The organism is Pantoea sp. Acro-807 (genome assembly GCF_011752675.1).
In the GTDB taxonomy this organism is placed as follows: domain Bacteria; phylum Pseudomonadota; class Gammaproteobacteria; order Enterobacterales; family Enterobacteriaceae; genus Pantoea; species Pantoea eucrina.
The window spans coordinates 1054578-1080308 of record NZ_VWXE01000001.1 but is presented as its reverse complement, the minus strand read 5'-3'; the positions used below and the strand labels follow the sequence as shown (position 1 = coordinate 1080308).

The following is a 25731-nucleotide window of genomic DNA, read 5'->3' as shown; positions in this document are numbered from 1 at the left end:
GGTCGCTTATTTAGCAGCAACCAGAGCAATCAGGTCGAGAACCTTGTTGGAATAACCGGTTTCGTTATCGTACCAGGAAACCAGTTTCACAAAGTTATCATTCAGCGCGATACCTGCTTTGGCATCGAATACTGAAGTCAGTACTTCGCCGTTGAAGTCAGTAGAAACCACGTCATCTTCAACATAGCCCAGTACATCTTTCATTTCGCCTTCTGAAGCCGCTTTGATAGCTTCACAGATCTCTTTGTAGGTCGCTGCTTTTTCCAGACGAACGGTCAGGTCAACCACAGAGACGTTAGGCGTAGGAACGCGGAAAGCCATACCGGTCAGTTTACCGTTCAGCTCTGGCAGTACTTTACCAACCGCTTTTGCTGCGCCAGTAGACGATGGGATGATGTTCTGTGCTGCACCGCGGCCGCCGCGCCAGTCTTTATGTGACGGACCATCAACGGTTTTCTGGGTAGCAGTGGTGGCGTGAACGGTGGTCATCAGGCCTTCAACGATACCGAATTTATCGTTGATGACTTTTGCCAGCGGTGCCAGGCAGTTGGTGGTGCAGGATGCGTTAGACACGATATCCTGGCCAGCATATTTATCAAAGTTGGCACCGCGTACAAACATCGGGGTGTCATCTTTAGATGGACCGGTCAGAACCACTTTCTTTGCACCGGCAGAGATATGCTTACGTGCGGTTTCGTCAGTCAGGAAGATCCCGGTTGCTTCAGCAACAACGTCAACGCCTGCTTCGTCCCACTTGAGGTTAGCCGGGTCTCTCTCAGCGGTAACACGGATTTTTTTGCCGTTAACAATCAGCGCGCCATCCTGTACTTCTACGGTGCCGTCAAAACGACCATGGGTAGAATCGTACTTCAGCATGTAAGCCATGTAATCGGCGTCGAGCAGATCGTTGATCGCGACGATTTCGATGTCTGAACGCTGCTGAGCAGCACGGAAAACGATGCGACCGATACGGCCAAAACCGTTGATACCTACTTTGATAGTCATATATTCCACCAGCTATTTGTTAGTGAATAAAAGGTTGGCTGTAAAATTACAAAAACCTTACCAGGCGTCAAGCGGAATCGTGTCAATTGTTGCGACAGGTCAATTCCAACGCCAGGAATAATCTGTATTGCAACCGCTTGCGCGCCGATTTTACAGCGCGTCTATCTTACGCTGATTAGCGTGTGAAAAGGGAAGTTTGTCACAAAGAGTGATCGTCATCACAAAACCACGCTGCAGCGACCAGGGCAGAAAAGTTCGCACAAAAAAAACGTCGGGCAATGTTGTCCGTTTGTTAGAATAGTAGCTGATTTCTACAGAAAGATACTCTGGAAGCAAAAATGGCAAAAGATACCGCATCTGAAGCAAAAATCGGCCAGCTGTCGGAAATGCAGCGCTACGTCACGCAGCATCGGGGTACCGAACCACCCTTTACCGGCGCGCTGTTGCACAACAAGCAGGATGGCATTTATCACTGTCTGGTCTGTCAGGCACCGCTGTTTCTGTCAGAAAGCAAATATGATTCAGGCTGTGGCTGGCCCAGTTTCTACCAGCCGGTCAGCGATGAGGCGATACGCTACCTTGAAGACGACTCGCACGGCATGCACCGGGTTGAGATCCGCTGCGGCAGCTGTGACGCGCATCTGGGGCATGTTTTTCCGGATGGCCCGCAGCCTACCGGTGAGCGCTATTGCGTTAACTCCGCCTCGCTGAGCTTTACTGACGAACAGGGCAAACAGCAGGAGGGATAGAATGAATCAGGAACTGAATGCGATGCTGGATGCGATGACGCCTGAGATCTATGCACGTCTGGCAACCGCCGTTGAGACGGGTAAATGGCCTGATGGTGTTGCATTAACGCAGGAGCAGCGCGAGCACTGTCTGCAGCTGGTCATGCTGTGGCAGGCGCGTCATAACGACTCACCTCAGCATATGAGCATTGCCAAAGGGGGAGATATTGTGACGAAATCTAAAAAGCAGCTGAAAGAAGAGTTTGGCATCGAGCCGGATGTCACGCGCATCAATCTGCACTAAGAAAACAGGCTGGAATACCCAGCCTGTTTTTCAGATTATTTCCGCACCCTGCGCCTGCATTTGCGTCAGCGCAATGTCACTGTCTTCCGGATTGAGATTCACGCCGCGGCAGCCCTCTTTAACGACCTGAACGTGATACCCGAGCTCCAGCGCATCCAGCACGCTATATTTCACACAGTAGTCAGTCGCAATTCCCAGCATAACCAGATGCGTAATATCGCGTTCGCGCAGCCAGTTATCCAGTTCAGTTTTGCGCCGGTGTCCGTTATCGAAAAAGGCGCTGTAACTGTCGACATCAACGTCTCCACCTTTGTGAAATACGGCGTCAATCAGGGAGCGATCGAGGTCGGGATGAAAATCTGCGCCCGGGCTGTTTTCGATACCGTGGTCCGGCCACCAGATTTGCGCCAGCCCGTTAAGCTCACCCAGCGTGTAGACAGGCTCACCGGACACTGAGGCAAAGCTGCCATGATTTGCCGGATGCCAGTCCTGCAGGGCCACAACACATTCGCCGCGCTGGCGAAACTCACGCGCATAGCGATTCGCTACCGCCACAGTCTGATCACCTTCGCGCACGGCCATCGGACCGCCGGGGCAAAAGTCATTCTGGATATCGATAATTACCAATGCCCGCTTCATATCATTTTGCTCCGTTCAATCTTCAGTCAGTTCGCCACGTAAGTTCTGCTGCATTCTGGCACGAATTTCATCGGGGCTAAGGTCCTGACTCAATAAATAGTGCAGTTTTGTTAACGTGGCCTCAACGGTGAGGTCAAAACCGCTGATCACGCCAGCATGCTCCAGCGCATTGCCGGTGGCATAGCCGCCCATATTCACTTTGCCGGACATGCACTGCGTCAGGTTAACCACGATAATCCCGCGTTCGCTCGCCTGCTGCAGCTCATGCAGGAACTCCGCATTTTGCGGCGCATTGCCCACGCCATAAGAGCGCAGAATCAGCGCCTTAACCGGCTGGCGCAGGAAGTTGCGCACCACGTCTGCAGAGATGCCCGGATAAATGGTGACCACGCCAATAGGCTGCGGGGTAATGGGATGAACCACCAGCTCGCCCGTCTGCTGTGGCGCGAGAGAGGTGTTCAGACGGCGGATATGGATACCCGCTTCCAGCAGCGGCGACAGATTTGGCGAGGCGAAGGCGTTAAAGCCGTCGGCGTGCGCTTTGGTGGTACGGTTGCCGCGGAACAGGGTGTTATTGAAAAACAGTGCCACTTCATTGATCGGATAGTTAGCCGCCACGTAGAGGGAGTTCAGCAGATTTTGCTGACCGTCAGAGCGCAGTTCCGCCAGCGGGATCTGCGATCCGGTGACGATGACCGGTTTTGCCAGATTTTCCAGCATGAAGGAGAGAGCCGATGCGGTGAAAGCCATGGTATCGGTTCCATGCAGAATAACAAAACCGTCATAGGCGTCATAATTCTGGCGGATATCATCTGCGATTGCCTGCCAGTCCTGCGGCGTCATATCAGAGGAGTCGATAAGCGGGGCGTATTCATGAATCGTAAAATCCGGCATCTCCGGCCGGTGAAACTCAGGCATATTGGCCAGCTGCTGCTGAAGGTGGCCTGATACCGGTACATAGCCCTGCGCAGAGCGCTGCATCCCGATAGTACCGCCCGTGTAGGCTACATAGATATTTTTCTTTTGCATGAGTGTACTCAGACTTGCCGTAAAACGCGCAGTATAAGGGGATTGACAGGGAAAAGCAGCCCGACCAGCGGCCGGGCTGTAAAATTAGCGAACGCTGCCGCAATTCAGACAAAAGGCGTAACGATTTTGCGGATCGTTAAGCTTACCGAGCAGGCCCGGCTGCGACTGCATGGCGCTGACAACATCCTGCACCGGTGCGGGCAGCCAGATTTTCAGCGCGTCGGGCAGTACCGCCTGCGCCGAGGCGTTCATCTGATTAAGCAGCAGATCAAGCATACCGGGTTCATCCTGATACCAGTTCAGCACAGGCTGTTTCACGCTGGCCAGCGAGGCAGCTTTCGCCACGGCGTCATCAAAATCACCCAGCGCGTCAACCAGACCATTGCCTTTGGCATCGCTGCCGGTCCAGACATGGCCCTGTGCAATCGCATCAATCTGCTCAGGCGTCTTATGGCGCGACGCAGCAACCAGACCGATGAAATTGCGATAGCCATTCTCAATCGTCAGCTGCATCAGCTGCTGTACCTCTGCAGGCAGCGTTTTGGTGGTAGCCACATCAGCGAGCGGTGAGGTGGCTACGCCATCCGTATGTACACCGATTGCGTCGAGGCTGTTTTCGACCGTATTAATCACGCCAAAAATGCCAATTGAACCGGTCAGCGTAGAAGGCGCGGCGATGATGTAATCTGCCGGCGTTGAAATCCAGTAACCTCCCGATGCGGCCATGCCTCCCATGGAGACCACCACCGGCTTACCGGCTTCATGCGCGGCGGCCAGCTCTTCACGAATCGCTTCCGATGCGGTGACGCTGCCGCCCGGGCTGTTTACCCGCAGCACGATAGCTTTAATGGCGGGATCGAGGCGTGCTTCACGGATCTGTGCGGCCGTCGTATCACCGCCGACATTGCCTGCGCTCTCTTCTCCATCCATGATCGCACCGCTGGCGAGGATCACCGCGATGTTGCCTTTTTGCTGCGCTGGCTGTTTCAGACGGTAGTCATAGATGCTGACATAGCGGTAGTCATTATTCGCTTTGTCCCAGCCAAAGGTTTTCGCCAGCGCCTGGTCAGCCGCCGCGCGTGAGCTCAGCGTATCCACCAGTTTGTTATTCAGCGCATATTTAGCGGTGTCACCCTGTACCGCCTCCAGTCCGCTGATCACGCCTGCCGCACCGGGAAAGAGCTGCTCTGGCGTAATCTGACGGTTGGCCGACACCGTATTGAGATAATTTTGCCATAGCTGAGTGATCCAGCGGCTGTCCGCATCGCGTGCATCCGGTGACATATTGTCGCGCAGGAACGGTTCAACGGCTGACTTATAGGTGCCTACGCGGAAAACGTGGGAAGAGACCTTCAGCTTTTCCAGCAGCGTTTTGTAATAGAGGCCGTTGGTCGCAAAGCCGTGCAGGTCAACCGTACCCTGAGGGGAGAGCCAGATTTTATTCGCGAAGCTGGCCAGGTAATACTGCGCCTGACTGTAGCTGTCACCCAGCGCATAAACCGGTTTACCGCTGTCGCGAAACTCCCGCAGCGCTTTACCGACATACTGCAGAGAGGGCTGATCGCCACCGGCAAAATCGCGCAGATCCAGCACGATACCGGTGATATTGCTGTCAGTTTTAGCCTGACGAATCGCATCAACCACATCAAACAAGGAGTTTTCCTGCAGGCGATCGCTGTTCGCGCCCAGCAGCTGACGGCTGATGCGGCTCAGACGGTTACTCACTGAAGGTTTATCCACCAGCATACCGCTAAGATCGACTTTTAATGCTCCCTGCTGGACCGGTTCACTGTTGCCGGCGCTCGACAGCTGCAGCCAGATGCCGACACCGGCCAGGATCAGGACAATGAGAAACAGGTTAAGGATAAATTCCCGGATAAAATTCAGAACCCGCCAGCTCCAGCGGAACAGACCGGTAATCATTCGCCACAATGTGCGCATAAACTCTCCATATTCACGTAGCCAGGGCCGGCAGCAGGCGTGCGGACCCCGATATCGGCATCATCCTAAAGAGCAGCGGCTGAAAAGTCAGCAGGAATTCGCACCAGACTGTTACAAAAGATCGCGCTGTGCCAGGATTAGCACATCATCAAAAGGCACAGGAGAACCCTTATGGATGCACTGGAGTTATTAACCAATCGCCGCTCAGCTTCGCGACTGACTGAACCCGCTCCGGCAGGTGAGGTGCTGCAAAATATTCTGCATGCCGGTATGCGGGCACCCGACCACGGTACGCTGCGCCCGTGGCGTTTCGTTATTGCGGAGAATGAGGGACGGGACCGGCTAAGCCGCGTGCTGGAGCAGGCCGCCCGCGAGAGCGCGCTGGATGAAAAAGCCATCGCGAAAGCGGCGGCGGCGCCGTTTCGTGCGCCCATGGTGATAACGGTAATTGCAGACTACAAGCCCTCTGAAAAAGTGCCGCAGTGGGAGCAGGTTGTCTCTGCGGGCTGTGCCGTTATGGCGATGCAGATGGCCGCGCTGGCTCAGGGGTATAACGGCATCTGGCGCAGTGGCCCCTGGACCGACCATCCTCACGTGCGGGCGGCGTTCAACTGCAAAGAAAAAGATGCCATTGTGGGCTTTCTCTATCTCGGCACGCCGCAGCTTAAAGCCAGCACCACGGTTGTCGCACCGGATACCACAGAGTTTGTCTCCTGGTTTTGATTCTCTCGCCTGCAATCTGGCTGAATTGCAGGCGTCGTGCGCAAAAGCGCCGCATCCGTGCAGAGAAAGCTTACCTCCAGCAGGCCGCCAGGCTACCATCGCTTCACTGTTTTCGTTAAAGCTAAAAGAAAGGATTTGCGCCTTCCATGCGTCTATTTATTGCTGAAAAACCGAGCCTGGCGCGCGCCATCGCAGATGTTTTGCCAAAGCCGCATCGTCGCGGAGAGGGCTATATCGCCTGCGGCAACGATCAGGTGGTGACCTGGTGCGTCGGGCATTTGCTGGAGCAGGCGCAGCCTGATAGCTACGACAGCCGCTATGCCCGCTGGAACCTGGCCGATCTGCCTATTATTCCTGAAAAGTGGCGTCTGCAGCCGCGCCCCTCGGTAGCGAAACAGCTGAAAGCCATAGAAGGCTTACTGCAGCAGGCCAGCGAAATCGTGCACGCCGGCGATCCGGATCGCGAAGGTCAGCTGCTGGTGGATGAGGTGCTGGACTATCTGCAGCTGCCGGCTGGTAAGCGCCAGCGGGTGCAGCGCTGCCTGATCAACGATCTTAATCCGGCGGCCGTTGAGCGTGCGGTGAGCCGGCTGCGCGAAAACCGCGAATTCATCCCGCTTTGCGTCTCAGCGCTGGCGCGTTCACGCGCTGACTGGCTGTATGGCATCAATATGACGCGCGCCTGGACCCTGCTGGGGCGTAACGCCGGCTATGATGGCGTTCTGTCGGTGGGGCGCGTGCAGACGCCGGTGCTCGGACTGGTCGTGCGACGTGATGAAGAGATCGAGCACTTTGTGCCCAAAGACTATTTTGAAGTAAAAGCGCATGTCGTCACGCCAAAAGAGGAGCGCTTCGTTGCCAGCTGGGTGCCAAGCGACGCCTGCGAACCCTGGCAGGATGAAGAGGGGCGCGTCCTGCACCGGCCGCTGGCAGAGCATGTGCTGGCGCGTATTCAGGGGCAGCCCGCGCAGGTGACCGGCTATAACGACAGGCGTGAATCGGAAACCGCACCGCTGCCGTTTTCGCTCTCCAGCCTGCAGATTGAAGCCGCAAAGCGTTACGGGCTGAGCGCGCAGAGCGTGCTGGACTGCTGTCAGCGCCTCTATGAGACACATAAGCTTATTACTTATCCGCGTTCGGATAGCCGCTATCTCCCTGATGAGCACTACGCCGGTCGTCATGCCGTGCTGAAAGCGATCGCTGTGCATCAGCCCGATCTCACGCCACCTGCTGACTTCAATACGGAACAGAAAAACCGCTGCTGGGACGATAAAAAGGTCGATGCGCATCACGCTATCATTCCCACCGCGCGTACCGGCAAAGTCGCACTCAGCGACAATGAGGCCCGGATCTATGCGCTGATTGCCCGGCAATATCTGATGCAGTTCTGCCCGGATGCGCAGTTCCGCAAATGCGTTATCGATCTGGAGATCGGTGGTGGCCGGTTTGTTGCAAAAGCGCGGTTTCTGGCGGAAGCGGGGTGGCGCGCGCTGCTCGGGAATAAAGAGCGTGACGAGGAGAATGACGGCACGCCGCTGCCGGTCGTCGCTAAAGGCGACACCCTGCTGTGCGAGCGCGGTGAACTGCTGGAGAAGCAGACCCAGCCGCCGCGGCCGTTTACTGATGCCACGCTGTTATCCGCCATGACCGGCATTGCGCGCTTTGTGCAGGATAAAGAATTAAAGAAAGTGCTGCGTGCGACCGATGGTTTAGGAACGGAGGCGACGCGGGCCGGCATTATTGAACTGCTGTTTCGCCGCACCTTCCTGGTTAAAAAAGGGCGCTATATCCACTCAACGGAGGCGGGCAGAGCCCTGATCCATGCGCTGCCGGAAATGGCGGCGCGGCCGGATATGACGGCGCAGTGGGAGTCAACCCTGACGCGCATCAGCGAAAAAAGCTGCCGCTATGATGAGTTTATGCAGCCGCTGGTGTCAACGCTGACCACGCTGATTGGCGAGGCGCGGCAGCGGCCTTCTTTGCAGGCGTTCAAAGGGCTGGCGGCCGCTTCGCCAGCGCGCGCGAAAGCCAAAAAACAGCGGCGAAAGCCAAAGGAGACGCAATGAGCGGGTATACAACAGGAGTGGCGCTGGCGCTGCTGATCTGCAGCACTACAGCGCTGGCAAACCGGATGCCGGAGCCGGGGCGGACGGGTAATACGGATGTGCTGGTGGATATGCCGGCGGAAGTCTGGACGCAGGGCCAGAATCGTCAGCAAAACAGCTGCCTTCAGTGCTGCATTTATGAAAACCGCAGCTATTCAGAAGGCGCAGTGGTTAAGGCCGAAGGGGTACTGCTGCAGTGCTCGCGGGATGAAAAGGTGCTGGGGACCAATCCGCTGCTGTGGAAAATCATTAAATAGTTAAGCGTGGCGCGCCGGCGCCACGCCTGACGTTTACAGATCGAACGTCGCCCAGACGGGAGCATGGTCAGAAGGTTTTTCCATGCCGCGAATGGCGTAATCGATACCGGCATCGACGCAGCGCGCGGCCAGCGGCTGACTGGCCAGCAGCAGATCGATGCGCAGTCCGCGGTTGTCATCAAATCCGCGCGAGCGGTAGTCGAACCAGGAAAAGCGATCGTTTGTCGTCGGGTTTCTGGCGCGCCAGGTATCGGTAAGACCCCACTGCAGCAGCCGATCCATCCACTCACGCTCTTCCGGCAGAAACGAGCATTTTCCGGTACGCAGCCAGCGCTTGCGGCTCTCCTCACCAATCCCGATATCCAGGTCAGTGGCGCTGATATTCATGTCGCCCATGATCAGCACCGGCTTGTCAGCGGCAGCGTGCTCCATCAGATAGCTCTGCAGATCGCGGTAGAATTTCTCTTTAGCCGGGAATTTAAGCGGGTGGTCGCGGCTTTCACCCTGCGGGAAATAGCCGTTGATAACGGTGATGTTACCTGCCGGGCTCGGTATCTCCGCCATAATCAGGCGTCGCTGGGCGTCAGCGTCATCGCCCGGAAAACCGCGCATGACCCGTACCGGTGCGTTTTTGGTAAGTAGCGCGACGCCGTAGTGACCTTTTTGCCCATGATAGAAGACGTGGTAGCCGAGCTGGCTGACCTCTTCCAGTGGGAACATCTCATCGTGAACCTTGGTTTCCTGCAGGCCGATAACCTCAGGCTGATGCTGTTCCACCAGCGCGGCCAGCTGATGAGGGCGGGCGCGCAACCCGTTGATGTTGAATGAAACAAATTTCATATCGCTGCCATTTTAATAACCTGTATGCGGCGCGATGGTAACGGCTTTTTGGCAAAAAGTCATGCCCGAAGCGGAGCAGGCAGCCCAGTATCAGAGGGGAAGAGCAAACTGAGTTTTTTCAGGATGTAGCGAACGGAACAGGAGATGGTGGCGGGAGAAGGATTCGAACCTTCGAAGTCGATGACGGCAGATTTACAGTCTGCTCCCTTTGGCCGCTCGGGAATCCCGCCTGGGATATAAAGCTCAGATTCAGGCACTGCAGAGTGATTCAGATGGTGGCGGGAGAAGGATTCGAACCTTCGAAGTCGATGACGGCAGATTTACAGTCTGCTCCCTTTGGCCGCTCGGGAATCCCGCCACTTGCCTGAATCTTTGTGCCTGAAGGCGGGGCGCATCATATCAAATGCGTTCCGCCTGTAAAGCACCGGATGTAAAAATAAAACCTGTTTGCCCGTTTTTTACGCGTAGCGCTGAAGAGTTAGACAATTCAGCGCCCTGGCGCCAAAACGCCGCGCTTAAAGAATAATCGTGCGGTTGCCATAAACAAACACGCGCTGGCCGAGCACTTTATAGAGCGCGCGACTCAGCACGTTTTTTTCCACATCGCGTCCGGCGCGCATCATCTCTTCAGCGGTATAGCTGTGATCCACGTTAATGACATCCTGCATAATGATTGGACCTTCGTCCAGGTTGTCATTGACGTAATGCGCCGTTGCGCCAATGATTTTAACGCCGCGTTCATACGCCTGATGATAAGGACGCGCGCCGATAAAAGCTGGCAGGAACGAGTGGTGAATATTGATGATCTGGTTAGGGTAGCGCTGCACAAAAGCAGGCGTCAGCACGCGCATATATTTTGCCAGCACCACGTAATCAGGCTGATAGCGATCGATCTCTTCCGCCATGCGGTTGTCATGCTCTTCGCGCGTTTTGCCTTCATGGCTGACCAGCACAAAAGGAATATCAAAACGTTCTACCAGCGAGCGCAGCGTATCGTGATTGCCGATCACCGCAGCGATCTCCATATCCAGACCGCCAAACGCGCTTTTCATCAGCAGGTCACCCAGGCAGTGCGCCTCTTTTGTGACCAGAATAACGACGCGGCGGCGACCGGCAGTGTGCAGCTCACGCACCGAACCGGTCGGCAGAGCGCTATCCAGATCGGCCAGCAGCGTATTGTCGTTAAAAATGCCTTCCAGCTCGGTGCGCATAAAAAAGCGGCCGGTGCGGTGATCGACAAACTCATTGTTTTGCACAATGTTGAGTTCATGCTTGTAGCAAATATTGGTGATCTTGGCGATCAGACCTTTAGCATCAGGGCAAATGGTCCGTAAAACTTTTCGTTGCAGTGTTTGCGCTTGCATCTCAGTCAAGGTCCTGTCAAAGCGATAAGGGTATTACCATTGCGGCGAAGCGGATATCAGCCACAACATTTTTTGTATTTTTTGCCAGAGCCGCAGGGGCAGCGATCGTTACGCCCGATTGCTGGCGCTGTTCCATCCACATAGTACCAGCGACCCTCCTCCCGAAGAAAGCGTGAACGTTCAGCGATCGCTGACTCGCGCTCTTTTTCGCGGTAGCGCGCAAAAAAGGTCACAAAGGCTTCGTTCTCATGGATGCCATGATTACAACAGGTTACATTTAGTCCGAGCCACGTTGTACCGGCAAAACTTTCAGATAAACGCGCCGTCAGATCGACGCTGCGCTGGCTGGCGTGCCAGGTTTCTGTCAGATAAACTGCATTACCCGTGGCGTAGGCCGTATAGCGAGATCGCATCAGCTGTTCAGCACTTAGCGGGATGGCCTCGCCGTTTAAAAAGGGCTGACAACATACGCTATACTGCTTCCCGCTGCAGCAGGGGCACTTTTCGGACACATCATCTCCTGAGAGTGGTTAACGTTATCATAGGCGTGCGCTATGGTAGCCGACTGCGTGGCATGATGCTACGTACCAGCAGCATCACGAGGTAAGATGAGAAAGGTCAAGATTGGACTGGCTCTGGGATCGGGCGCCGCGAAGGGCTGGGCGCATATCGGTGTCATCAATGCGCTGGAGCGTGCCGGTATTGAAATTGATGTGGTAGCGGGCTGCTCAGTCGGCGCGCTGGTTGGTGCCGCCTACACCAATGGTCACCTGGCAAAGATGGATAAGTGGGTCAGCGCGTTTCGCTACTGGGATGTTATACGCCTGATGGATCTCTCCTGGCAGCGCGGGGGACTGTTACGCGGCGATCGCGTTTTCAGTCATATTCGCCAGCTGATCCCGCATGACCAGATTGACGGCGGCCTGAAACCGTTTGGCGTGGTTGCCACCAACCTGAGTACCGGCCGTGAGCTCTGGCTGACTGAAGGCGATCTGCATCAGGCCGTGCGCGCTTCCTGTAGTATGCCAGGCTTATTACCACCTGTTGGCTACAATGGATACTGGCTGGTGGATGGCGCGGTGGTAAACCCGGTGCCCATCTCCCTGACGCGCGCACTTGGCGCCGACATTGTTATTGCGGTCGATCTTCAGCATGATGCGCATCTGATGCAGCAGGATCTGCTGTCGGTAACGCCGGAAAACGGCGATGACGCGGCAGAGGCGCTCTCGTGGGGTAAAAAATTACGTCAGCGTCTGATGGGATTTTCCCGCCAGCGCGCGGCGCAGTCACCTGGCGCAATGGAGATCATGTCGACCTCAATTCAGGTGCTGGAAAACCGCCTGAAACGTAACCGTATGGCGGGCGATCCGCCGGATGTGCTGATTCAGCCGTTTTGTCCGCAGATTTCAACGCTGGATTTTCATCGTGCTGAAGAGGCGATGGCTGCCGGTAAGGCGGCCGTAGAGAAAAAAATGGATGAACTATTACCACTGGTCCGTAGCAGATAGTCAGTTGTTCATTCAGGGGGGTTGTCGCTGATGACAATAATTAAAGGCGCAACTGCATTTTATGAACCACTATTGCAATATCTGGTACGCAGGGGGAGAGAATGGAAAAACCACTACTCGGCAAAAAGATACTCATTGTCGAAGATGAGGTCGTTTTCCGTTCATTGCTGGAAAATGTACTGACCAGTCTGGGGGCAACAGCCCTGCAGGCCGGCGATGGGCTGGAAGGCCTCGACATTCTGTCGTCGCACAGCGCCGATCTGGTGATTTGCGATCTGGAAATGCCCCGGATGGGCGGTATTGCGTTTGTTGAGCATCTGCGCAGTCAGGGGAATACGGTGCCTGTACTGGTCATATCTGCTACCCAGAATATGGCTGATATCGCGCATGTGCTGCGGCTTGGCGTGCAGGATGTATTACTGAAACCTCTGAAAAATATCGAACGCTTCCGCGAGGCTGTTTTTGAGTGTCTTTATCCCTCGATGTTCACCTCGAAAGTGGAGGAGGATGAGCAGCTGTTTCAGGACTGGGATGCGCTGGCCCGCGATCCGATCGCCGCGGCAAAACTGCTGAAGCAGCTGCAGCCGCCGGTGCAGCAAACCATTGCGCACTGCCGCATCAACTACCGACAGCTCACCATGGCGGAACAGCCAGGGCTGGTTCTGGATATCGCTGCGCTCTCCGATAAAGATCTCGCCTTTTACTGTCTCGATGTTACCCGGGCGGGCGACAACGGCGTGCTGGCCGCGCTGCTGCTGCGGGCGCTATTCAACGGTTTACTGCAGGAGCAGCTGTCCGGACAGCATCATCGGCTGCCGGAACTCAACGGTCTGCTGCGTCAGGTGAATATGCTGCTGCGCCAGGCAAACCTTACCGGGCAGTTCCCGCTTCTGGTGGGATATTATCATCGCGAACTGCGTAAATTAATTCTGGTTTCAGCAGGGCTTAATGCCACGCTGCACCTGGAAACGCAGCAGCTGCAGTTAAACAGCGGTGTACCGCTGGGTACGATGGGGGAGACCCATCTTAATCAGATTTCTCAGCATACCGGTGCCTGGCAGTGCCACGTCTGGGGTGCCGGCGGCAGGCTACGTCTGATGTTATCGGGTGAAGAATAAGCAGTTAAACAGCGGGTTAAATCAGTTAAGCGACAGCGCCAGACCTATCCTTTACACTTGGGTAAAAGTCTTAAATTCCATGGATTAACTTTATCCAGGATAATTCCGCCTGATACTAACTGATATACTCATTTCGTTTTTTAAACCGACATATCAAGTATTAACTTGAGCGGCCTATTAAGAGAGGTATTTGATGTCTGCCTATAAGTCAAAAGTAAAAAAAGCGGTAATCCCGGTTGCAGGTTTAGGTACGCGTATGCTGCCAGCGACCAAAGCTATTCCAAAAGAGATGTTACCGCTGGTCGATAAGCCGTTGATCCAGTATGTCGTAAATGAGTGTATTGCTGCGGGCATTAACGAAATTGTGCTGGTTACGCACTCTTCTAAAAACTCAATCGAAAACCACTTTGATACCAGCTTCGAACTGGAAGCCATGCTGGAGAAGCGTGTTAAGCGTCAGCTGCTGGATGAAATCCAGTCTATCTGTCCGCCACACGTCACCATCATGCAGGTGCGTCAGGGTATCGCTAAAGGTCTGGGCCATGCGGTCATGTGTGCACATCCGCTGGTAGGCGATGAGCCGGTAGCAGTCATTCTGCCAGACGTTATCATCGACGAATATGAGTCAAACCCGACCAAAGACAACCTGGCAGAGATGCTGGCGCGTTTTGAAGAAACCGGTCACAGCCAGATCATGGTTGAGCCAGTAGCAGACGTAACCGCATACGGTGTGGTTGACTGCAAAGGCGCCGAGCTGAGCGCGGGCCAGAGTGCACCGATGGTGGGCGTTGTTGAGAAGCCAAAAGCGAATGAAGCGCCTTCAAACCTCGCGGTAGTAGGTCGTTATGTTCTTTCTGCTGATATCTGGCCTCTGCTGGCTAAAACCCCTCCGGGTGCAGGCGGCGAAGTTCAGCTGACCGACTCTATCGCTATGCTGATGGAAAAAGAGACTGTAGAAGCTTATCACCTGACTGGCGTCAGCCACGACTGTGGTAACAAGCTGGGTTACATGCAGGCTTTTGTTGAGTACGGCGTACGTCACCCGGTGCTGGGCAAAGATTTTGCACAGTGGCTGGACAACGCGGTAGGCAATAAAAAGTAATTCATTAAGCACAGGATAATTTAATGAAAGTCACTGTATTTGGTATCGGCTATGTCGGTCTGGTTCAGGCTGCGGTGTTGGCCGAAGTCGGACATGACGTTCTCTGCATTGATGTCGACGCGAACAAAGTCGAAAACCTGAAAAAGGGTGTTATCCCGATTTTTGAACCGGGTCTGACGCCGTTGGTGATGTCCAATTATGAATCGGGCCGCCTGAAATTCAGTACTGACGCCAAAGAGGGCGTTAATCACGGGGTGATGCAGTTTATTGCTGTTGGCACACCGCCTGACGAAGATGGTTCTGCCGATCTGAAATATGTGACCGCGGTTGCGCGCACGATTGCAGAACATATGAACGATCACAAAGTCGTTATCGATAAATCAACGGTGCCAGTCGGCACAGCCGACCGCGTACGCAATGTGATGCAGGAGACGCTGAAACAGCGTGGCGCCAGCGTTTCTTTCGATGTGGTTTCCAACCCGGAATTCCTCAAAGAGGGTGCGGCCGTTAACGACTGCATGCGACCAGAGCGTATCGTTGTCGGTACTGACAATGATGATGTGGTGGAACTGCTGCGCGAGCTCTATGAGCCGTTCAACCGTAACCACGATCGCATGATCCTGATGGATATCCGCAGTGCAGAGCTGACAAAATATGCGGCAAACTGCATGCTGGCGACCAAAATCAGCTTTATGAACGAGATCTCTAATCTCGCTGAGCTGCTGGGCGCTGACGTGGAGAAAGTCCGTCAGGGTATCGGTTCTGATCCCCGTATCGGCTATCACTTCATCTATCCGGGCTGCGGCTACGGCGGTTCCTGCTTCCCGAAAGATGTGCAGGCGCTGATCCGTACAGCAGAGTCTATTGGCTATAAACCGCGCCTGCTGCAGGCGGTGGAAGAGGTCAATGACGCGCAGAAAAACAAACTGCCTGCCTTTATCAAGCGCCATTTTGGTGACGATCTGCGCGGCAAGACGTTTGCGCTGTGGGGCCTGGCGTTTAAACCCAACACCGACGATATGCGTGAAGCCTCCAGCCGTGTGCTGATGGAAGCGTTATGGGAAGCGGGTGCTACGGTTCAGGCTTACGATCCGGAAGCGATGGAAGAAGCGCAGCGCATCTATGGTCACCGTGACGATCTGAAACTCACAGGGACTAAAGAAGCGGCACTGCAGGGCGCTGATGGTCTGGTTATCTGTACCGAATGGCAGAATTTCCGGGCGCCTGATTTTGACGTAATTAAAAATGCGTTAAAACAACCCGTGATTTTTGATGGTCGTAACCTGTATGATCCAGAGCGTATCAGCAAACGCGGTTTCGTTTATTATGCAATCGGCCGCGGAGCGTCTATTCAAATTGCGTAATAAATGAGGGATGTATGAATTTTCTGGTTACCGGCGCAGCAGGATTTATCGGTTTTCACGTAAGCCAGCGTTTGCTCGCTGCCGGTCACCAGGTTGTTGGTATCGACAACCTGAATGACTATTATGATGTCAGCCTGAAACAGGCTCGCCTCGATCAGATTTCACCGCATCCCGCATTTACTTTTATTAAAATGGACCTGGCCGATCGCCAGGCCATTTCCTCTCTGTTTGAACAGCACGCGTTTGAGCGCGTTATCCATCTCGCCGCGCAGGCGGGTGTGCGTTACTCAATCGATAACCCGCACGCTTATGCAGATGCTAACCTCACCGGCCATCTGAATATTCTGGAAGGCTGCCGTCACCATAAGATTGGCCACCTTCTTTATGCATCTTCAAGCTCAGTTTATGGGCTGAACCGCAAAATGCCGTTCTCCACCGATGACAGCGTTGATCACCCGGTTTCCCTCTATGCGGCGACGAAAAAAGCCAACGAACTGATGTCGCATACTTATTCGCACCTTTATCAGCTGCCGACAACCGGACTGCGTTTCTTTACCGTGTATGGCCCATGGGGCCGGCCCGATATGGCGCTGTTTAAATTTACCCGTGCAATGCTGGCAGGCGAGGCGATCGACGTTTATAACCGCGGTGAGATGACGCGCGACTTTACCTATATCGATGATATCGCTGAGGCGATTGTTCGCCTGCAGGCGGTGGTACCACAACCTGACAGCGCATGGAGCGTGGAGCACGGCTCCCCCGCCAGCAGCTCTGCGCCTTATCGGGTATATAACATTGGCAATAGTCAGCCAACGCGCCTGATGACCTATATAGAGTCGCTGGAGAAAGCTTTGGGCATTGAGGCAGTGAAGAACATGCTGCCGATGCAGCCCGGCGATGTACTGGGCACCAGCGCAGATACGCAGCCTCTCTATGACGCCATCAATTTCCGGCCGCAGACCAGCGTTGAGCAGGGCGTACAGCAGTTTGTCGACTGGTATCGCGACTTTTATCAGAAATAAGCGCATAAAAAAAGGAAGCCGCGGGCTTCCTTTTTTTTACCTGGCGAAACGAATATTGCAGTAAAAGTGCAGACAGTTAAAACGAAGCGCGCGGATTACAGCAGGAAATCGTCCAGCTGTTTACCATCTTCTTCAATCGCTTTTTTAATTACGGCAGGCGTGCGGCCCTGACCGGTCCAGGTGCGGCTTTCACCGTTTTCATCTACATAGCTGTACTTGGCGGGACGGGCAGCGCGACGCGCTTTGGTCACCGTTTTGTTTTCTGATAATGCGTTCAGCAGTTCATTAGGATCGATGCCGTCAGCCAGCAGCATTTCGCGATACTGCTCCAGTTTGCGGCTGCGTTCAGCATTTTCAGCCTGAGCATGACTCTCTTCTTCACGACGCTCATTAACCACTACGTCAAGTTTTTCAAGCATCTCTTCCAGGGTTTCCAGAGAGCATTCGCGAGCCTGAGCACGCAATGTACGGATATTATTAAGGATTTTAAGTGCTTCGCTCATTGTTCTTATCTCAGAATATAAAAAGGAGTGGTTAAGCTGTTCCATAATAGTGGCGGGAATATATAACTGCAATAGTGAAACCTGAGTGAGGAGATTTATTTATTTTTTTAGTTATGTCAGCAGAGTTAATTATCAATCGCTGTGCTGCATAAATTATCCGCGATATGTCTCGTTGCGTGACGGCTATTCCATTTGGCTGAGATTAAATTAACCGCTATTAGTGATTTAACCGCAGCGTGCCGGCATTGATTTTCAGCGTCCAGCAGCGTGGCTTTCTGCTACGGTAAACCTGTCGTTTGTGAGGTGCTCTGCGGCAATACATTTGTGTTAAACTGCCGCCTTCTGAATTTAGTATCCCCGGAGAGACTGGTAAGTGGCTCAACTCTATTTCTATTACTCGGCGATGAATGCGGGTAAATCCACCGCGCTGCTGCAATCTTCCTATAACTATCAGGAGCGCGGCATGCGCACCCTGGTCTATACCGCAGAGATAGACGATAGATTTGGTGCCGGCGTGGTCAGCTCACGAATCGGGCTCTCTTCGCCTGCCTGTCTGTATAATGATAAAACAGAACTGGCCGAAGCCATTGCGGAAGAACATGCGCGCCAGCCCGTACACTGCGTGCTGGTTGACGAAAGTCAGTTTCTGACGCGTGAGCAGGTTTATGCGCTCTCTGACGTGGCGGACAATCTTGATATTCCGGTTCTCTGCTACGGTCTGCGTACTGACTTCCGCGGTGAGCTGTTCACCGGCAGCCAGTATCTTCTTGCCTGGGCCGATAAACTGGTCGAGCTTAAAACAATTTGCCACTGCGGCCGTAAGGCGAGCATGGTGCTGCGCCTTGACGGGGAGGGCAGACCGTTCAGCGAAGGTGAGCAGGTCGTAATTGGCGGTAATGAGCGCTATATATCCGTATGCCGGAAACATTACAAGCAGGCGATTAATCTGGGTACGCGTGAGGCCATATATGGCGCTAATCCGCCACCGGTTTAATCAGCCAGCCATAAAAAAACCCGCCGCGGCGGGTTTTTTATTTTCAGCGGACTACGCTTTCTTTACTTTTTTTTCACGGGCAGCGGACTGCAGCTCGCAGATTTCTGCAGAGGGTATGTCCGTTTCTGAATAATCACGTCCGTAGAACGTATCCAGCATAATCTGTTTTAGCTCAGCGATTAATGGATAGCGCGGATTGGCGCCGGTGCACTGATCGTCAAAAGCGTCTTCAGCCAGCTTATCTACTTTCGCCAGGAAATCCGCCTCCTGCACGCCTGCTTCCCGAATAGAAGCGGGAATACCGAGCTGCGTTTTTATTTCATCCAGCCACGCCAGCAGTTTTTCGATTTTCTGCGCCGTGCGATCCCCGGGCTGAGTCAGGCCGAGATGGTCAGCAATTTCCCCATAGCGGCGCCGTGCCTGCGGCCGGTCATACTGGCTGAACGCCGTCTGTTTCGTCGGGTTATCATTGGCGTTATAGCGGATGACGTTACCGATAAGCAGCGCGTTTGCCAGCCCGTGCGGGATATGAAACTCTGAGCCAAGTTTATGGGCCATAGAGTGGCACACCCCGAGGAAAGCGTTGGCAAAGGCAATGCCGGCGATAGTCGCCGCGTTGTGTACGCGTTCACGCGCAACCGGATTTTTCGCACCATCGCGATAGCTGGCAGGCAGGTTCTCTTTAAGCAGCTTCAGCGCCTGTAGTGCCTGTCCATCTGAGTACTCACTGGCAAGCACCGAGACGTAAGCCTCCAGCGCATGCGTCACCGCATCAAGGCCGCCAAAAGCGCAGAGCGAGCGCGGCATATCCATCACCAGGTCGGCATCGACAATCGCCATATCCGGCGTTAAGGCGTAGTCCGCCAGCGGATATTTTTGCCCGGTGGCGTCATCGGTGACAACGGCAAACGGGGTGACTTCTGAGCCGGTGCCTGACGTGGTGGCGATCGCGACCATGCGCGCTTTCACGCCCATTTTCGGGAATTTGTAGATACGTTTACGGATATCCATAAAGCGCAGCGCCAGCTCTTCAAAATGCGTTTCCGGATGCTCATACATGACCCACATGATTTTCGCTGCGTCCATCGGTGAACCACCGCCCAGGGCGATAATCACGTCGGGCCGGAAACTGTGCATCTGCTCTGCACCCTTACGCACAATGCTCAGGGTCGGATCGGCTTCCACTTCAAAAAATATCTCGGTTTCGATACCCTGTGATTTCAGCACCCGCGTAACGCGCTCGGCATAGCCGTTATTAAACAGAAAGCGATCGGTAACGATAAACGCGCGTTTCGCTCCCTCAGCAGCAACCTCTTCCAGCGCAATCGGAAGAGAGCCGCGGCGGAAGTAGATAGACTTCGGTAACTTATGCCACAACATATTTTCTGCTCGCTTAGCCACGGTTTTCTTATTGATCAAGTGTTTAGGGCCTACGTTTTCAGAGATAGAGTTGCCCCCCCAGGAGCCGCAGCCCAGCGTCAGGGAAGGGGCAAGTTTGAAGTTGTAAAGATCGCCAATGCCGCCCTGTGAAGCCGGGGTGTTGATCAGGATGCGGGCCGTTTTCATTTTGTCGCCAAAATAGTGGATCCGCCCGGCCTCGTTATCCTGATCGGTGTAGAGACAGGATGTGTGACCAATGCCGCCCATCGCGACCAGCTTCTCTGCTTTTGCTACCGCGTCCGCATAATCTTTTGCCCGATACATCGCCAGCGTCGGCGAGAGCTTTTCATGTGCAAAAGGCTCCGATTCATCAACGGCTGACACCTCGCCAATTAAAATTTTGGTGCCCGGCGGGACACTAATGCCGGCAAGCGCAGCAATATTGCAGGCGGGCTGGCCCACAATTGCCGCGTTCAGTGCGCCGTTTTTCAGCAGGATATTCTGAACCGCGCTCAGCTCATGGCCCTGCAGCAGATAGCCGCCGTGGCTGGCAAACCGTTCGCGGACCGCGTCATAGACGGCATCAACGATAATGACCGATTGCTCAGAGGCACAGATCACGCCGTTATCGAACGTTTTAGACATTAAAATGGAAGCGACCACGCGTTTGATGTCAGCCGTTTCATCAATCACCACCGGCGTATTGCCCGCGCCAACGCCAATCGCCGGTTTACCTGAGCTATAGGCCGCTTTAACCATGCCCGGGCCGCCGGTCGCCAGAATCAGGTTGATATCCGGATGATGCATGAGCTGACTGGAAAGCTCGACCGAAGGCGCATCGATCCAGCCGATGATATCTTTGGGAGCGCCCGCAGCAATAGCCGCCTGCAGCACGATATCGGCTGCTTTATTGGTGGCATTTTTTGCGCGCGGATGAGGAGAAAAAATAATGCCGTTGCGGGTTTTCAGGCTGATAAGCGCCTTGAAAATAGCCGTGGAGGTAGGGTTGGTGGTAGGGACGATACCGCAGATGAGGCCAATGGGTTCGGCAATGGTAATGGTGCCAAAGGTATCATCGCTTGCCAGCACGCCACAGGTTTTTTCATCTTTGTACGCGTTGTAGATATATTCTGAAGCGAAATGATTTTTGATCACTTTATCTTCAACAATACCCATGCCCGATTCCGCTACCGCCATCTTAGCCAGCGGAATGCGGGCGTCAGCTGCCGCCAGCGCCGCGGCGCGAAAAATTGCATCAACCTGCTCCTGGCTAAAACTGGCAAACTCGCGCTGCGCGCGTTTTACACGTTCAACCAGTGCATTGAGTTCGGCAACATTGGTTACGGCCATAATACTCTCCTGAGGAAGTTAAACTTTTTTAATAAACAGGCCAGCGCAGAGAAAGAAATCAGCTAAGGTTTGACAGGGCAGGCCCGTCTGTTTAGTAAAAAGGTCTGACGTGAATGATTTACTGCACCCAGCGTAGCGCTGGTGGAGAGACGTAATCATGATGCAGATCAAGAGAGGCTGCAGCGGTGAGCGGTCAGCCAGATCGTTTACGACTAAAGGCGCCGTTTTTTAGACGCTGCTGTTCTGCAGGCATATATGAAAACAGCCAGATTTTTATGCCATCTCTGTGGCGGACATATAGCAGATATTTCTGCCATATACGCTGTTTTTCAGCAGACATATGCACTACATTAAGCGCGTTTTTTTGACTTTTTCAGGAGCCTGTTGTGACCCCCGTGCTACTCGATCTTTCCGGCTATATAAAATTTTTTGTCGGCCTGTTTGCGCTGGTGAATCCGGTAGGCATCATTCCGGTTTTTATCAGCATGACCCGCTATCAGGCGGTGGCTGAACGCAACAAAACCAATCTTACAGCCAACCTTGCAGTCGCGATTATTCTCTGGACCTCGCTGTTTCTTGGCGATGGGATCCTGCATCTGTTTGGTATCTCAATCGACTCTTTCCGAATCGCAGGCGGCATACTGGTTGTGACCATTGCGATGTCGATGATTAGCGGCAAGCTGGGTGAGGATAAGCAAAACAAGCAGGAAAAATCAGAAACGGCTATTCGTGAAAGCATCGGTGTTGTCCCGCTGGCGCTGCCGCTCATGGCAGGGCCGGGGGCTATCAGTTCCACTATCGTCTGGAGTTCGCGCTATCACAGCTGGCTTAATTTGCTGGGTTTTACGCTGGCGATTGCGGTTTTCGCCTTTTGCTGCTGGTTACTGTTCAGAGCGGCGCCGTTAATGGTACGGATATTGGGTCAGACCGGAATTAACGTCATTACCCGTATTATGGGGTTGTTATTAATGGCGTTAGGGATTGAATTTGTCGTCACCGGCATAAAAGCAATCTTTCCAGGATTACTGAATTAGACCTGACCTGTTTTTTGCTGAAAAACATCTTCATGAACCAAAAGGGTGCATCGCGACGTGCACATGCACCTTTTTGGTGAAATTAGTTATCGGGCTACTTTCAGGCTCGCTTTTATCACTTTTACTACTCAGTCAGTCATCCCTGCTTAATATCCGCTTATTAATGTGATTATTGTCACAGATTTACCTGCTGCTAAATCCGCGCTGAAAGTGATTAGCTGTGCCTCTCTTGTAAAGTAGTCGCTGAATATTCCGCTTTGAAGTAAAAACTCAATAGATTTGCGCAGAATGAGTTTTGCATAAAATAAGTGCGCGCATAATCGCCAGAATTGATTAAATAATCATATTTATCAATGTATTAGCTGATATTTAGCGGAAATAATTAACGCTTTCAACGTTATCCCGGACATGATAAAAGAGAAATAGCTAACATTTTTCTGCATTGGCTTTGGCGCAACGGGATAGCTTCTGATAATTTCTGGCACTTCCAGGATTTTTATCGCTCTCTCAGCAGATGTGTACGATTTTTGCTTATTAGCACGCGGGCGTAGTTATACCGGCAACGCGTATCAGAAACCGGCAGCTGAACGCTTTCTTTATCAAAAGAACAGTGAGTGAGTCGTCAGCAAATATCATTACCCGCTGGCGGCTTGCTGAAGTCACCCGGAAGGGGACAGGGATCTTTGCTCGAACGAGACGAAGATCGCCCGGTAAACGGGATACGTCAGGCGCGATAGCGCACCGACGACAATAATAAAACTGGAGCATAACAATGAACAACATCACGAAAAAAAGTCTGATTGCGGCCGGCGTTCTGGCCGCAATTGCCTCTCTGACAGGGAACGCTGCGCTGGCTGCAACGGTACCGGCTGGCGTTGAGCTGGCCGCCAAACAGGAGCTGGTGCGCGGTAACGGTGACGAAGTTCAGTCGCTCGATCCGCATAAAATTGAGGGCGTACCGGAAGATAATATTGCCCGCGATCTCTATGAAGGGCTTATCGTCAGCGATGCCAGCGGCAAACCGGTTCCGGGCGTTGCAGAGAGCTGGGAAAACAAAGATTTTAAAGTCTGGACTTTCCATCTGCGTAAAAATGCCAAATGGTCTAATGGCGAGCCGGTTACCGCACAGGATTTCGTCTACAGCTGGCAGCGTCTGGTTGACCCGAAAACGGCGTCACCTTATGCCAGCTATCCGCAGTATGGCCATATCGCTAACGTTGATGAAATTATTGCCGGTAAAAAGCCGACCTCTGAACTGGGCGTAAAAGCGCTGGACGATCATACGCTGGAAGTTACGCTAAGCCAGCCGGTACCTTACTTTTATAAGCTGCTGATCAATGCCGTGATGTCACCGGTCTATAAGCCTGCAATCGAAAAATCGGGCGATCAGTGGACGCAGCCGCAGAACTGGGTAGGAAACGGCGCGTTTAAACTGGAAGCGCACGTTATCAACGAGCGCGTCACGCTGGTACGCAACCCGCAATACTGGGATAACGAACATACGGTACTGAACAAAGTCACCTTCCTGCCCATCAACTCAGAAGTGAGCGATGTGAACCGCTACTTCTCTGAAAATGGCAGCGACATCACCTATAACAATATGCCGATTGAGCTGTTCAAAAAGCTGCAGCGCGATAATGGCAAAGAGCTGATGGTAAAACCGTATCTCTGCACCTACTACTACGAGATCAATAACCAGAAAGCGCCTTTCACTGATGCCCGCGTGCGCACCGCGCTGAAGCTGGGTCTGGATCGCGACATCATGGTGAATAAGGTACTGGCGCAGGGTCAGCTGCCCGCCTACAGCTATACACCGCCGGCAACCGATGGCATGGAACTGCTGCCGCCGGACTGGTTTAAATGGGATCAGAACAAGCGTAACGCAGAAGCGAAAAAACTGCTGGCTGAAGCAGGCTATACCGCAGATAAGCCACTGACGTTTAACCTGCTGTATAACACCTCAGATCTGCACAAAAAGCTGGCAATCGCGGCGTCCTCTATCTGGAAAAAGAACCTCGGCGTTAATATCAAGCTGGAGAATCAGGAGTGGAAAACGTTCCTGGATACCCGTCATCAGGGCAACTACGACGTTTCACGTGCGGCCTGGTGCGCGGACTATAACGAACCGACCTCCTTCCTGAACACCATGCTGTCCGACAGCAGCAGTAATACAGCGCACTACAAGAGCGCTGATTTTGACAAAGTGATCCACGATGCTGTGAAAGCTGCCGATGAAAAAGCGCGCGTGGCTGACTACCAGCAGGCAGAGCAGATTCTGGATAAAGACAGTGCCATCGTGCCGGTCTATTACTACGTTAACGCCCGTCTGGTTAAGCCTTACGTCGGCGGCTATACCGGTAACGATCCGCTGGATAAAACGCTGGATAAGAACCTGTACATCATTAAGCACTAATAGCACACAGGCTATCGACAGTGGCGGTGCTGCGGCACCGCTTTTTTGATTTTGTGAAGCAACAGCCTGGCAGGTACGGCAATGTTAAAATTTATTCTGCGTCGGCTTCTGGAAGCGATTCCGACGCTCTTTATTCTGATCACCATCTCGTTTTTTATGATGCGTTTAGCGCCGGGCAGCCCGTTTACCGGCGAGCGCACGCTCTCCCCTGAGGTGATGGCCAATATTGAAGCCAAATACCATCTCAACGATCCGATTGGCAAACAGTACCTGAGTTATCTGGGGCAGCTGGCGCACGGCGATTTTGGTCCTTCGTTCAAATATAAGGACTATTCGGTTAACTATCTGGTAGGGCACGCCTTCCCGGTCTCCGCGAAGCTGGGACTGGCGGCCTTTTTCCTGGCGGTGATCCTGGGCGTAACCGCTGGCGTTATCGCGGCGCTGAAGCAGAACAGCCTGTGGGACTACGCCGTCATGGGGGTGGCGATGACCGGCATTGTTATCCCGAGCTTTGTTGTGGCGCCGCTGCTGGTATTAATTTTTGCCATTACGCTGCGCTGGCTGCCGGGCGGCGGCTGGAACGGCGGGCAGTGGAACTACATGCTGCTGCCGATGGTGGCGCTCTCGCTGGCTTATATCGCCAGCATCGCCCGTATTACGCGCGGTTCCATGATTGAGGTCATGCACTCAAACTTCATTCGTACGGCTCGGGCAAAAGGGTTGCCGCTGCGCCGTATCGTGCTGCGCCATGCGCTCAAGCCTGCGCTTTTGCCGGTGCTCTCCTATCTGGGGCCTGCTTTTGTCGGCATCATTACCGGTTCGATGGTAATTGAGTCGATCTATGGCCTGCCCGGTATCGGCCAGCTGTTTGTTAACGGTGCGCTAAACCGTGACTATTCGCTGGTAATGAGCCTGACGATTCTGGTCGGCGTGCTGACTATTCTGTTTAATGCGATCGTTGATGTGCTTTACGCCGTTATTGATCCCAAGATTCGCTATTAAGGGTGG

At 53.6% G+C, this 25731-nt stretch carries 23 protein-coding genes and 2 tRNA genes; 14 read left to right on the top strand and 11 right to left on the bottom strand.

Going from position 1 to position 25731, the window contains the following annotated elements:
• Nucleotides 1-6: 6 nt before the first annotated feature.
• Entirely contained in the window at nt 7-1005 is a 999-nt protein-coding gene (gapA, locus tag F3J39_RS05130; protein ID WP_039384694.1) for a glyceraldehyde-3-phosphate dehydrogenase, read from the bottom strand.
• 338 nt (nt 1006-1343) lie between these two features.
• On the opposite strand from gapA, the gene msrB reads away from it, so the two are divergent.
• Nucleotides 1344-1754: a peptide-methionine (R)-S-oxide reductase MsrB gene (gene msrB, locus F3J39_RS05125; protein WP_039384692.1), complete on the top strand. Its 411-nt coding sequence runs from the start codon at nt 1344-1346 to the stop codon at nt 1752-1754.
• A 1-nt stretch (nt 1755) separates the two neighbouring features.
• A complete protein-coding gene (locus F3J39_RS05120) occupies nt 1756-2037 on the top strand; it encodes a DUF1315 family protein (RefSeq protein WP_039384691.1) in 282 nt (93 codons plus the stop codon).
• Between the two features lie 30 nt (nt 2038-2067).
• Here the strand turns inward: F3J39_RS05120 and pncA are convergent, their stop codons facing one another.
• From pncA to sppA, 3 genes are all read right to left on the bottom strand, one after another.
• Complete coding sequence (gene pncA, locus F3J39_RS05115; protein WP_145339034.1) at nt 2068-2676, bottom strand: bifunctional nicotinamidase/pyrazinamidase; 609 nt, start codon at nt 2674-2676, stop codon at nt 2068-2070.
• A gap of 15 nt (nt 2677-2691) precedes the next feature.
• The gene (gene ansA, locus F3J39_RS05110) at nt 2692-3705 is read right to left on the bottom strand and encodes an asparaginase (protein WP_166713883.1); all 1014 of its coding nucleotides are present in this window, start codon (nt 3703-3705) and stop codon (nt 2692-2694) included.
• An 84-nt stretch (nt 3706-3789) separates the two neighbouring features.
• Nucleotides 3790-5646: a signal peptide peptidase SppA gene (sppA, locus tag F3J39_RS05105; protein ID WP_166713882.1), complete on the bottom strand. Its 1857-nt coding sequence runs from the start codon at nt 5644-5646 to the stop codon at nt 3790-3792.
• Between the two features lie 171 nt (nt 5647-5817).
• Between sppA and F3J39_RS05100 the strand changes: the two genes are divergently transcribed.
• From F3J39_RS05100 to F3J39_RS05090, 3 genes are all read left to right on the top strand, one after another.
• Nucleotides 5818-6369, top strand: a complete 552-nt coding sequence (locus F3J39_RS05100) for an NAD(P)H nitroreductase (RefSeq protein WP_039384682.1) — start codon at nt 5818-5820, stop codon at nt 6367-6369.
• Nucleotides 6370-6515: 146 nt separating this feature from the next.
• Entirely contained in the window at nt 6516-8435 is a 1920-nt protein-coding gene (locus F3J39_RS05095; protein ID WP_039384680.1) for a DNA topoisomerase III, read from the top strand.
• Nucleotides 8432-8731, top strand: coding sequence for a YnjH family protein (locus tag F3J39_RS05090; protein WP_166713881.1), 300 nt, complete (start codon nt 8432-8434; stop codon nt 8729-8731). The genes F3J39_RS05095 and F3J39_RS05090 overlap by 4 nt, the downstream gene beginning before the upstream one ends.
• A 33-nt stretch (nt 8732-8764) precedes the next feature.
• Here F3J39_RS05090 and xthA read toward each other — a convergent pair whose 3' ends face one another.
• The 5 genes from xthA to F3J39_RS05065 all read right to left on the bottom strand — a co-directional run bounded on the left by xthA (nt 8765) and on the right by F3J39_RS05065 (nt 11447).
• Complete coding sequence (gene xthA / locus F3J39_RS05085; protein WP_108569369.1) at nt 8765-9571, bottom strand: exodeoxyribonuclease III; 807 nt, start codon at nt 9569-9571, stop codon at nt 8765-8767.
• A gap of 145 nt (nt 9572-9716) precedes the next feature.
• Nucleotides 9717-9801: transfer RNA gene (locus F3J39_RS05080), tRNA-Tyr, on the bottom strand.
• 43 nt (nt 9802-9844) lie between these two features.
• Nucleotides 9845-9929, bottom strand: a tRNA-Tyr gene (locus F3J39_RS05075).
• Nucleotides 9930-10086: 157 nt separating this feature from the next.
• Complete coding sequence (gene purU, locus F3J39_RS05070; protein ID WP_039384674.1) at nt 10087-10935, bottom strand: formyltetrahydrofolate deformylase; 849 nt, start codon at nt 10933-10935, stop codon at nt 10087-10089.
• Between the two features lie 56 nt (nt 10936-10991).
• Nucleotides 10992-11447, bottom strand: coding sequence for a YchJ family protein (locus tag F3J39_RS05065; protein ID WP_039384671.1), 456 nt, complete (start codon nt 11445-11447; stop codon nt 10992-10994).
• A 96-nt stretch (nt 11448-11543) separates the two neighbouring features.
• On the opposite strand from F3J39_RS05065, the gene rssA reads away from it, so the two are divergent.
• The 5 genes from rssA (at nt 11544) to F3J39_RS05040 (ending at nt 17049) form a co-directional block, all read left to right on the top strand.
• Nucleotides 11544-12443 (top strand): patatin-like phospholipase RssA, encoded by a 900-nt coding sequence (gene rssA, locus F3J39_RS05060; RefSeq protein WP_166713880.1) that lies wholly within the window; start codon nt 11544-11546, stop codon nt 12441-12443.
• Nucleotides 12444-12544: 101 nt separating this feature from the next.
• A complete protein-coding gene (gene rssB, locus F3J39_RS05055) occupies nt 12545-13561 on the top strand; it encodes a two-component system response regulator RssB (RefSeq protein ID WP_166713879.1) in 1017 nt (338 codons plus the stop codon).
• A gap of 193 nt (nt 13562-13754) precedes the next feature.
• The gene (galU, locus tag F3J39_RS05050; RefSeq protein WP_039384664.1) at nt 13755-14663 is read left to right on the top strand and encodes a UTP--glucose-1-phosphate uridylyltransferase GalU; all 909 of its coding nucleotides are present in this window, start codon (nt 13755-13757) and stop codon (nt 14661-14663) included.
• Nucleotides 14664-14686: 23 nt separating this feature from the next.
• Nucleotides 14687-16027, top strand: coding sequence for a UDP-glucose/GDP-mannose dehydrogenase family protein (locus F3J39_RS05045; RefSeq protein WP_039384663.1), 1341 nt, complete (start codon nt 14687-14689; stop codon nt 16025-16027).
• Between the two features lie 14 nt (nt 16028-16041).
• On the top strand, nt 16042-17049 hold the full coding sequence (locus F3J39_RS05040; protein ID WP_039384660.1) for an NAD-dependent epimerase: 1008 nt from the start codon (nt 16042-16044) through the stop codon (nt 17047-17049).
• Nucleotides 17050-17144: 95 nt separating this feature from the next.
• Here F3J39_RS05040 and hns read toward each other — a convergent pair whose 3' ends face one another.
• Entirely contained in the window at nt 17145-17552 is a 408-nt protein-coding gene (gene hns, locus F3J39_RS05035; protein WP_039384658.1) for a histone-like nucleoid-structuring protein H-NS, read from the bottom strand.
• A gap of 373 nt (nt 17553-17925) precedes the next feature.
• Here hns and tdk point away from each other — a divergent pair, with 373 nt between their 5' ends.
• Nucleotides 17926-18546, top strand: a complete 621-nt coding sequence (tdk, locus tag F3J39_RS05030; protein WP_039384655.1) for a thymidine kinase — start codon at nt 17926-17928, stop codon at nt 18544-18546.
• A 51-nt stretch (nt 18547-18597) separates the two neighbouring features.
• Here tdk and adhE read toward each other — a convergent pair whose 3' ends face one another.
• A complete protein-coding gene (gene adhE, locus F3J39_RS05025; protein ID WP_166713878.1) occupies nt 18598-21276 on the bottom strand; it encodes a bifunctional acetaldehyde-CoA/alcohol dehydrogenase in 2679 nt (892 codons plus the stop codon).
• A gap of 386 nt (nt 21277-21662) precedes the next feature.
• On the opposite strand from adhE, the gene F3J39_RS05020 reads away from it, so the two are divergent.
• The 3 genes from F3J39_RS05020 to oppB all read left to right on the top strand — a co-directional run bounded on the left by F3J39_RS05020 (nt 21663) and on the right by oppB (nt 25725).
• A complete protein-coding gene (locus F3J39_RS05020; RefSeq protein ID WP_039384649.1) occupies nt 21663-22310 on the top strand; it encodes a YchE family NAAT transporter in 648 nt (215 codons plus the stop codon).
• A gap of 772 nt (nt 22311-23082) precedes the next feature.
• On the top strand, nt 23083-24723 hold the full coding sequence (gene oppA / locus F3J39_RS05015; protein WP_039384646.1) for an oligopeptide ABC transporter substrate-binding protein OppA: 1641 nt from the start codon (nt 23083-23085) through the stop codon (nt 24721-24723).
• A gap of 81 nt (nt 24724-24804) precedes the next feature.
• A complete protein-coding gene (gene oppB, locus F3J39_RS05010; RefSeq protein ID WP_039384644.1) occupies nt 24805-25725 on the top strand; it encodes an oligopeptide ABC transporter permease OppB in 921 nt (306 codons plus the stop codon).
• Nucleotides 25726-25731 lie beyond the last annotated feature (6 nt).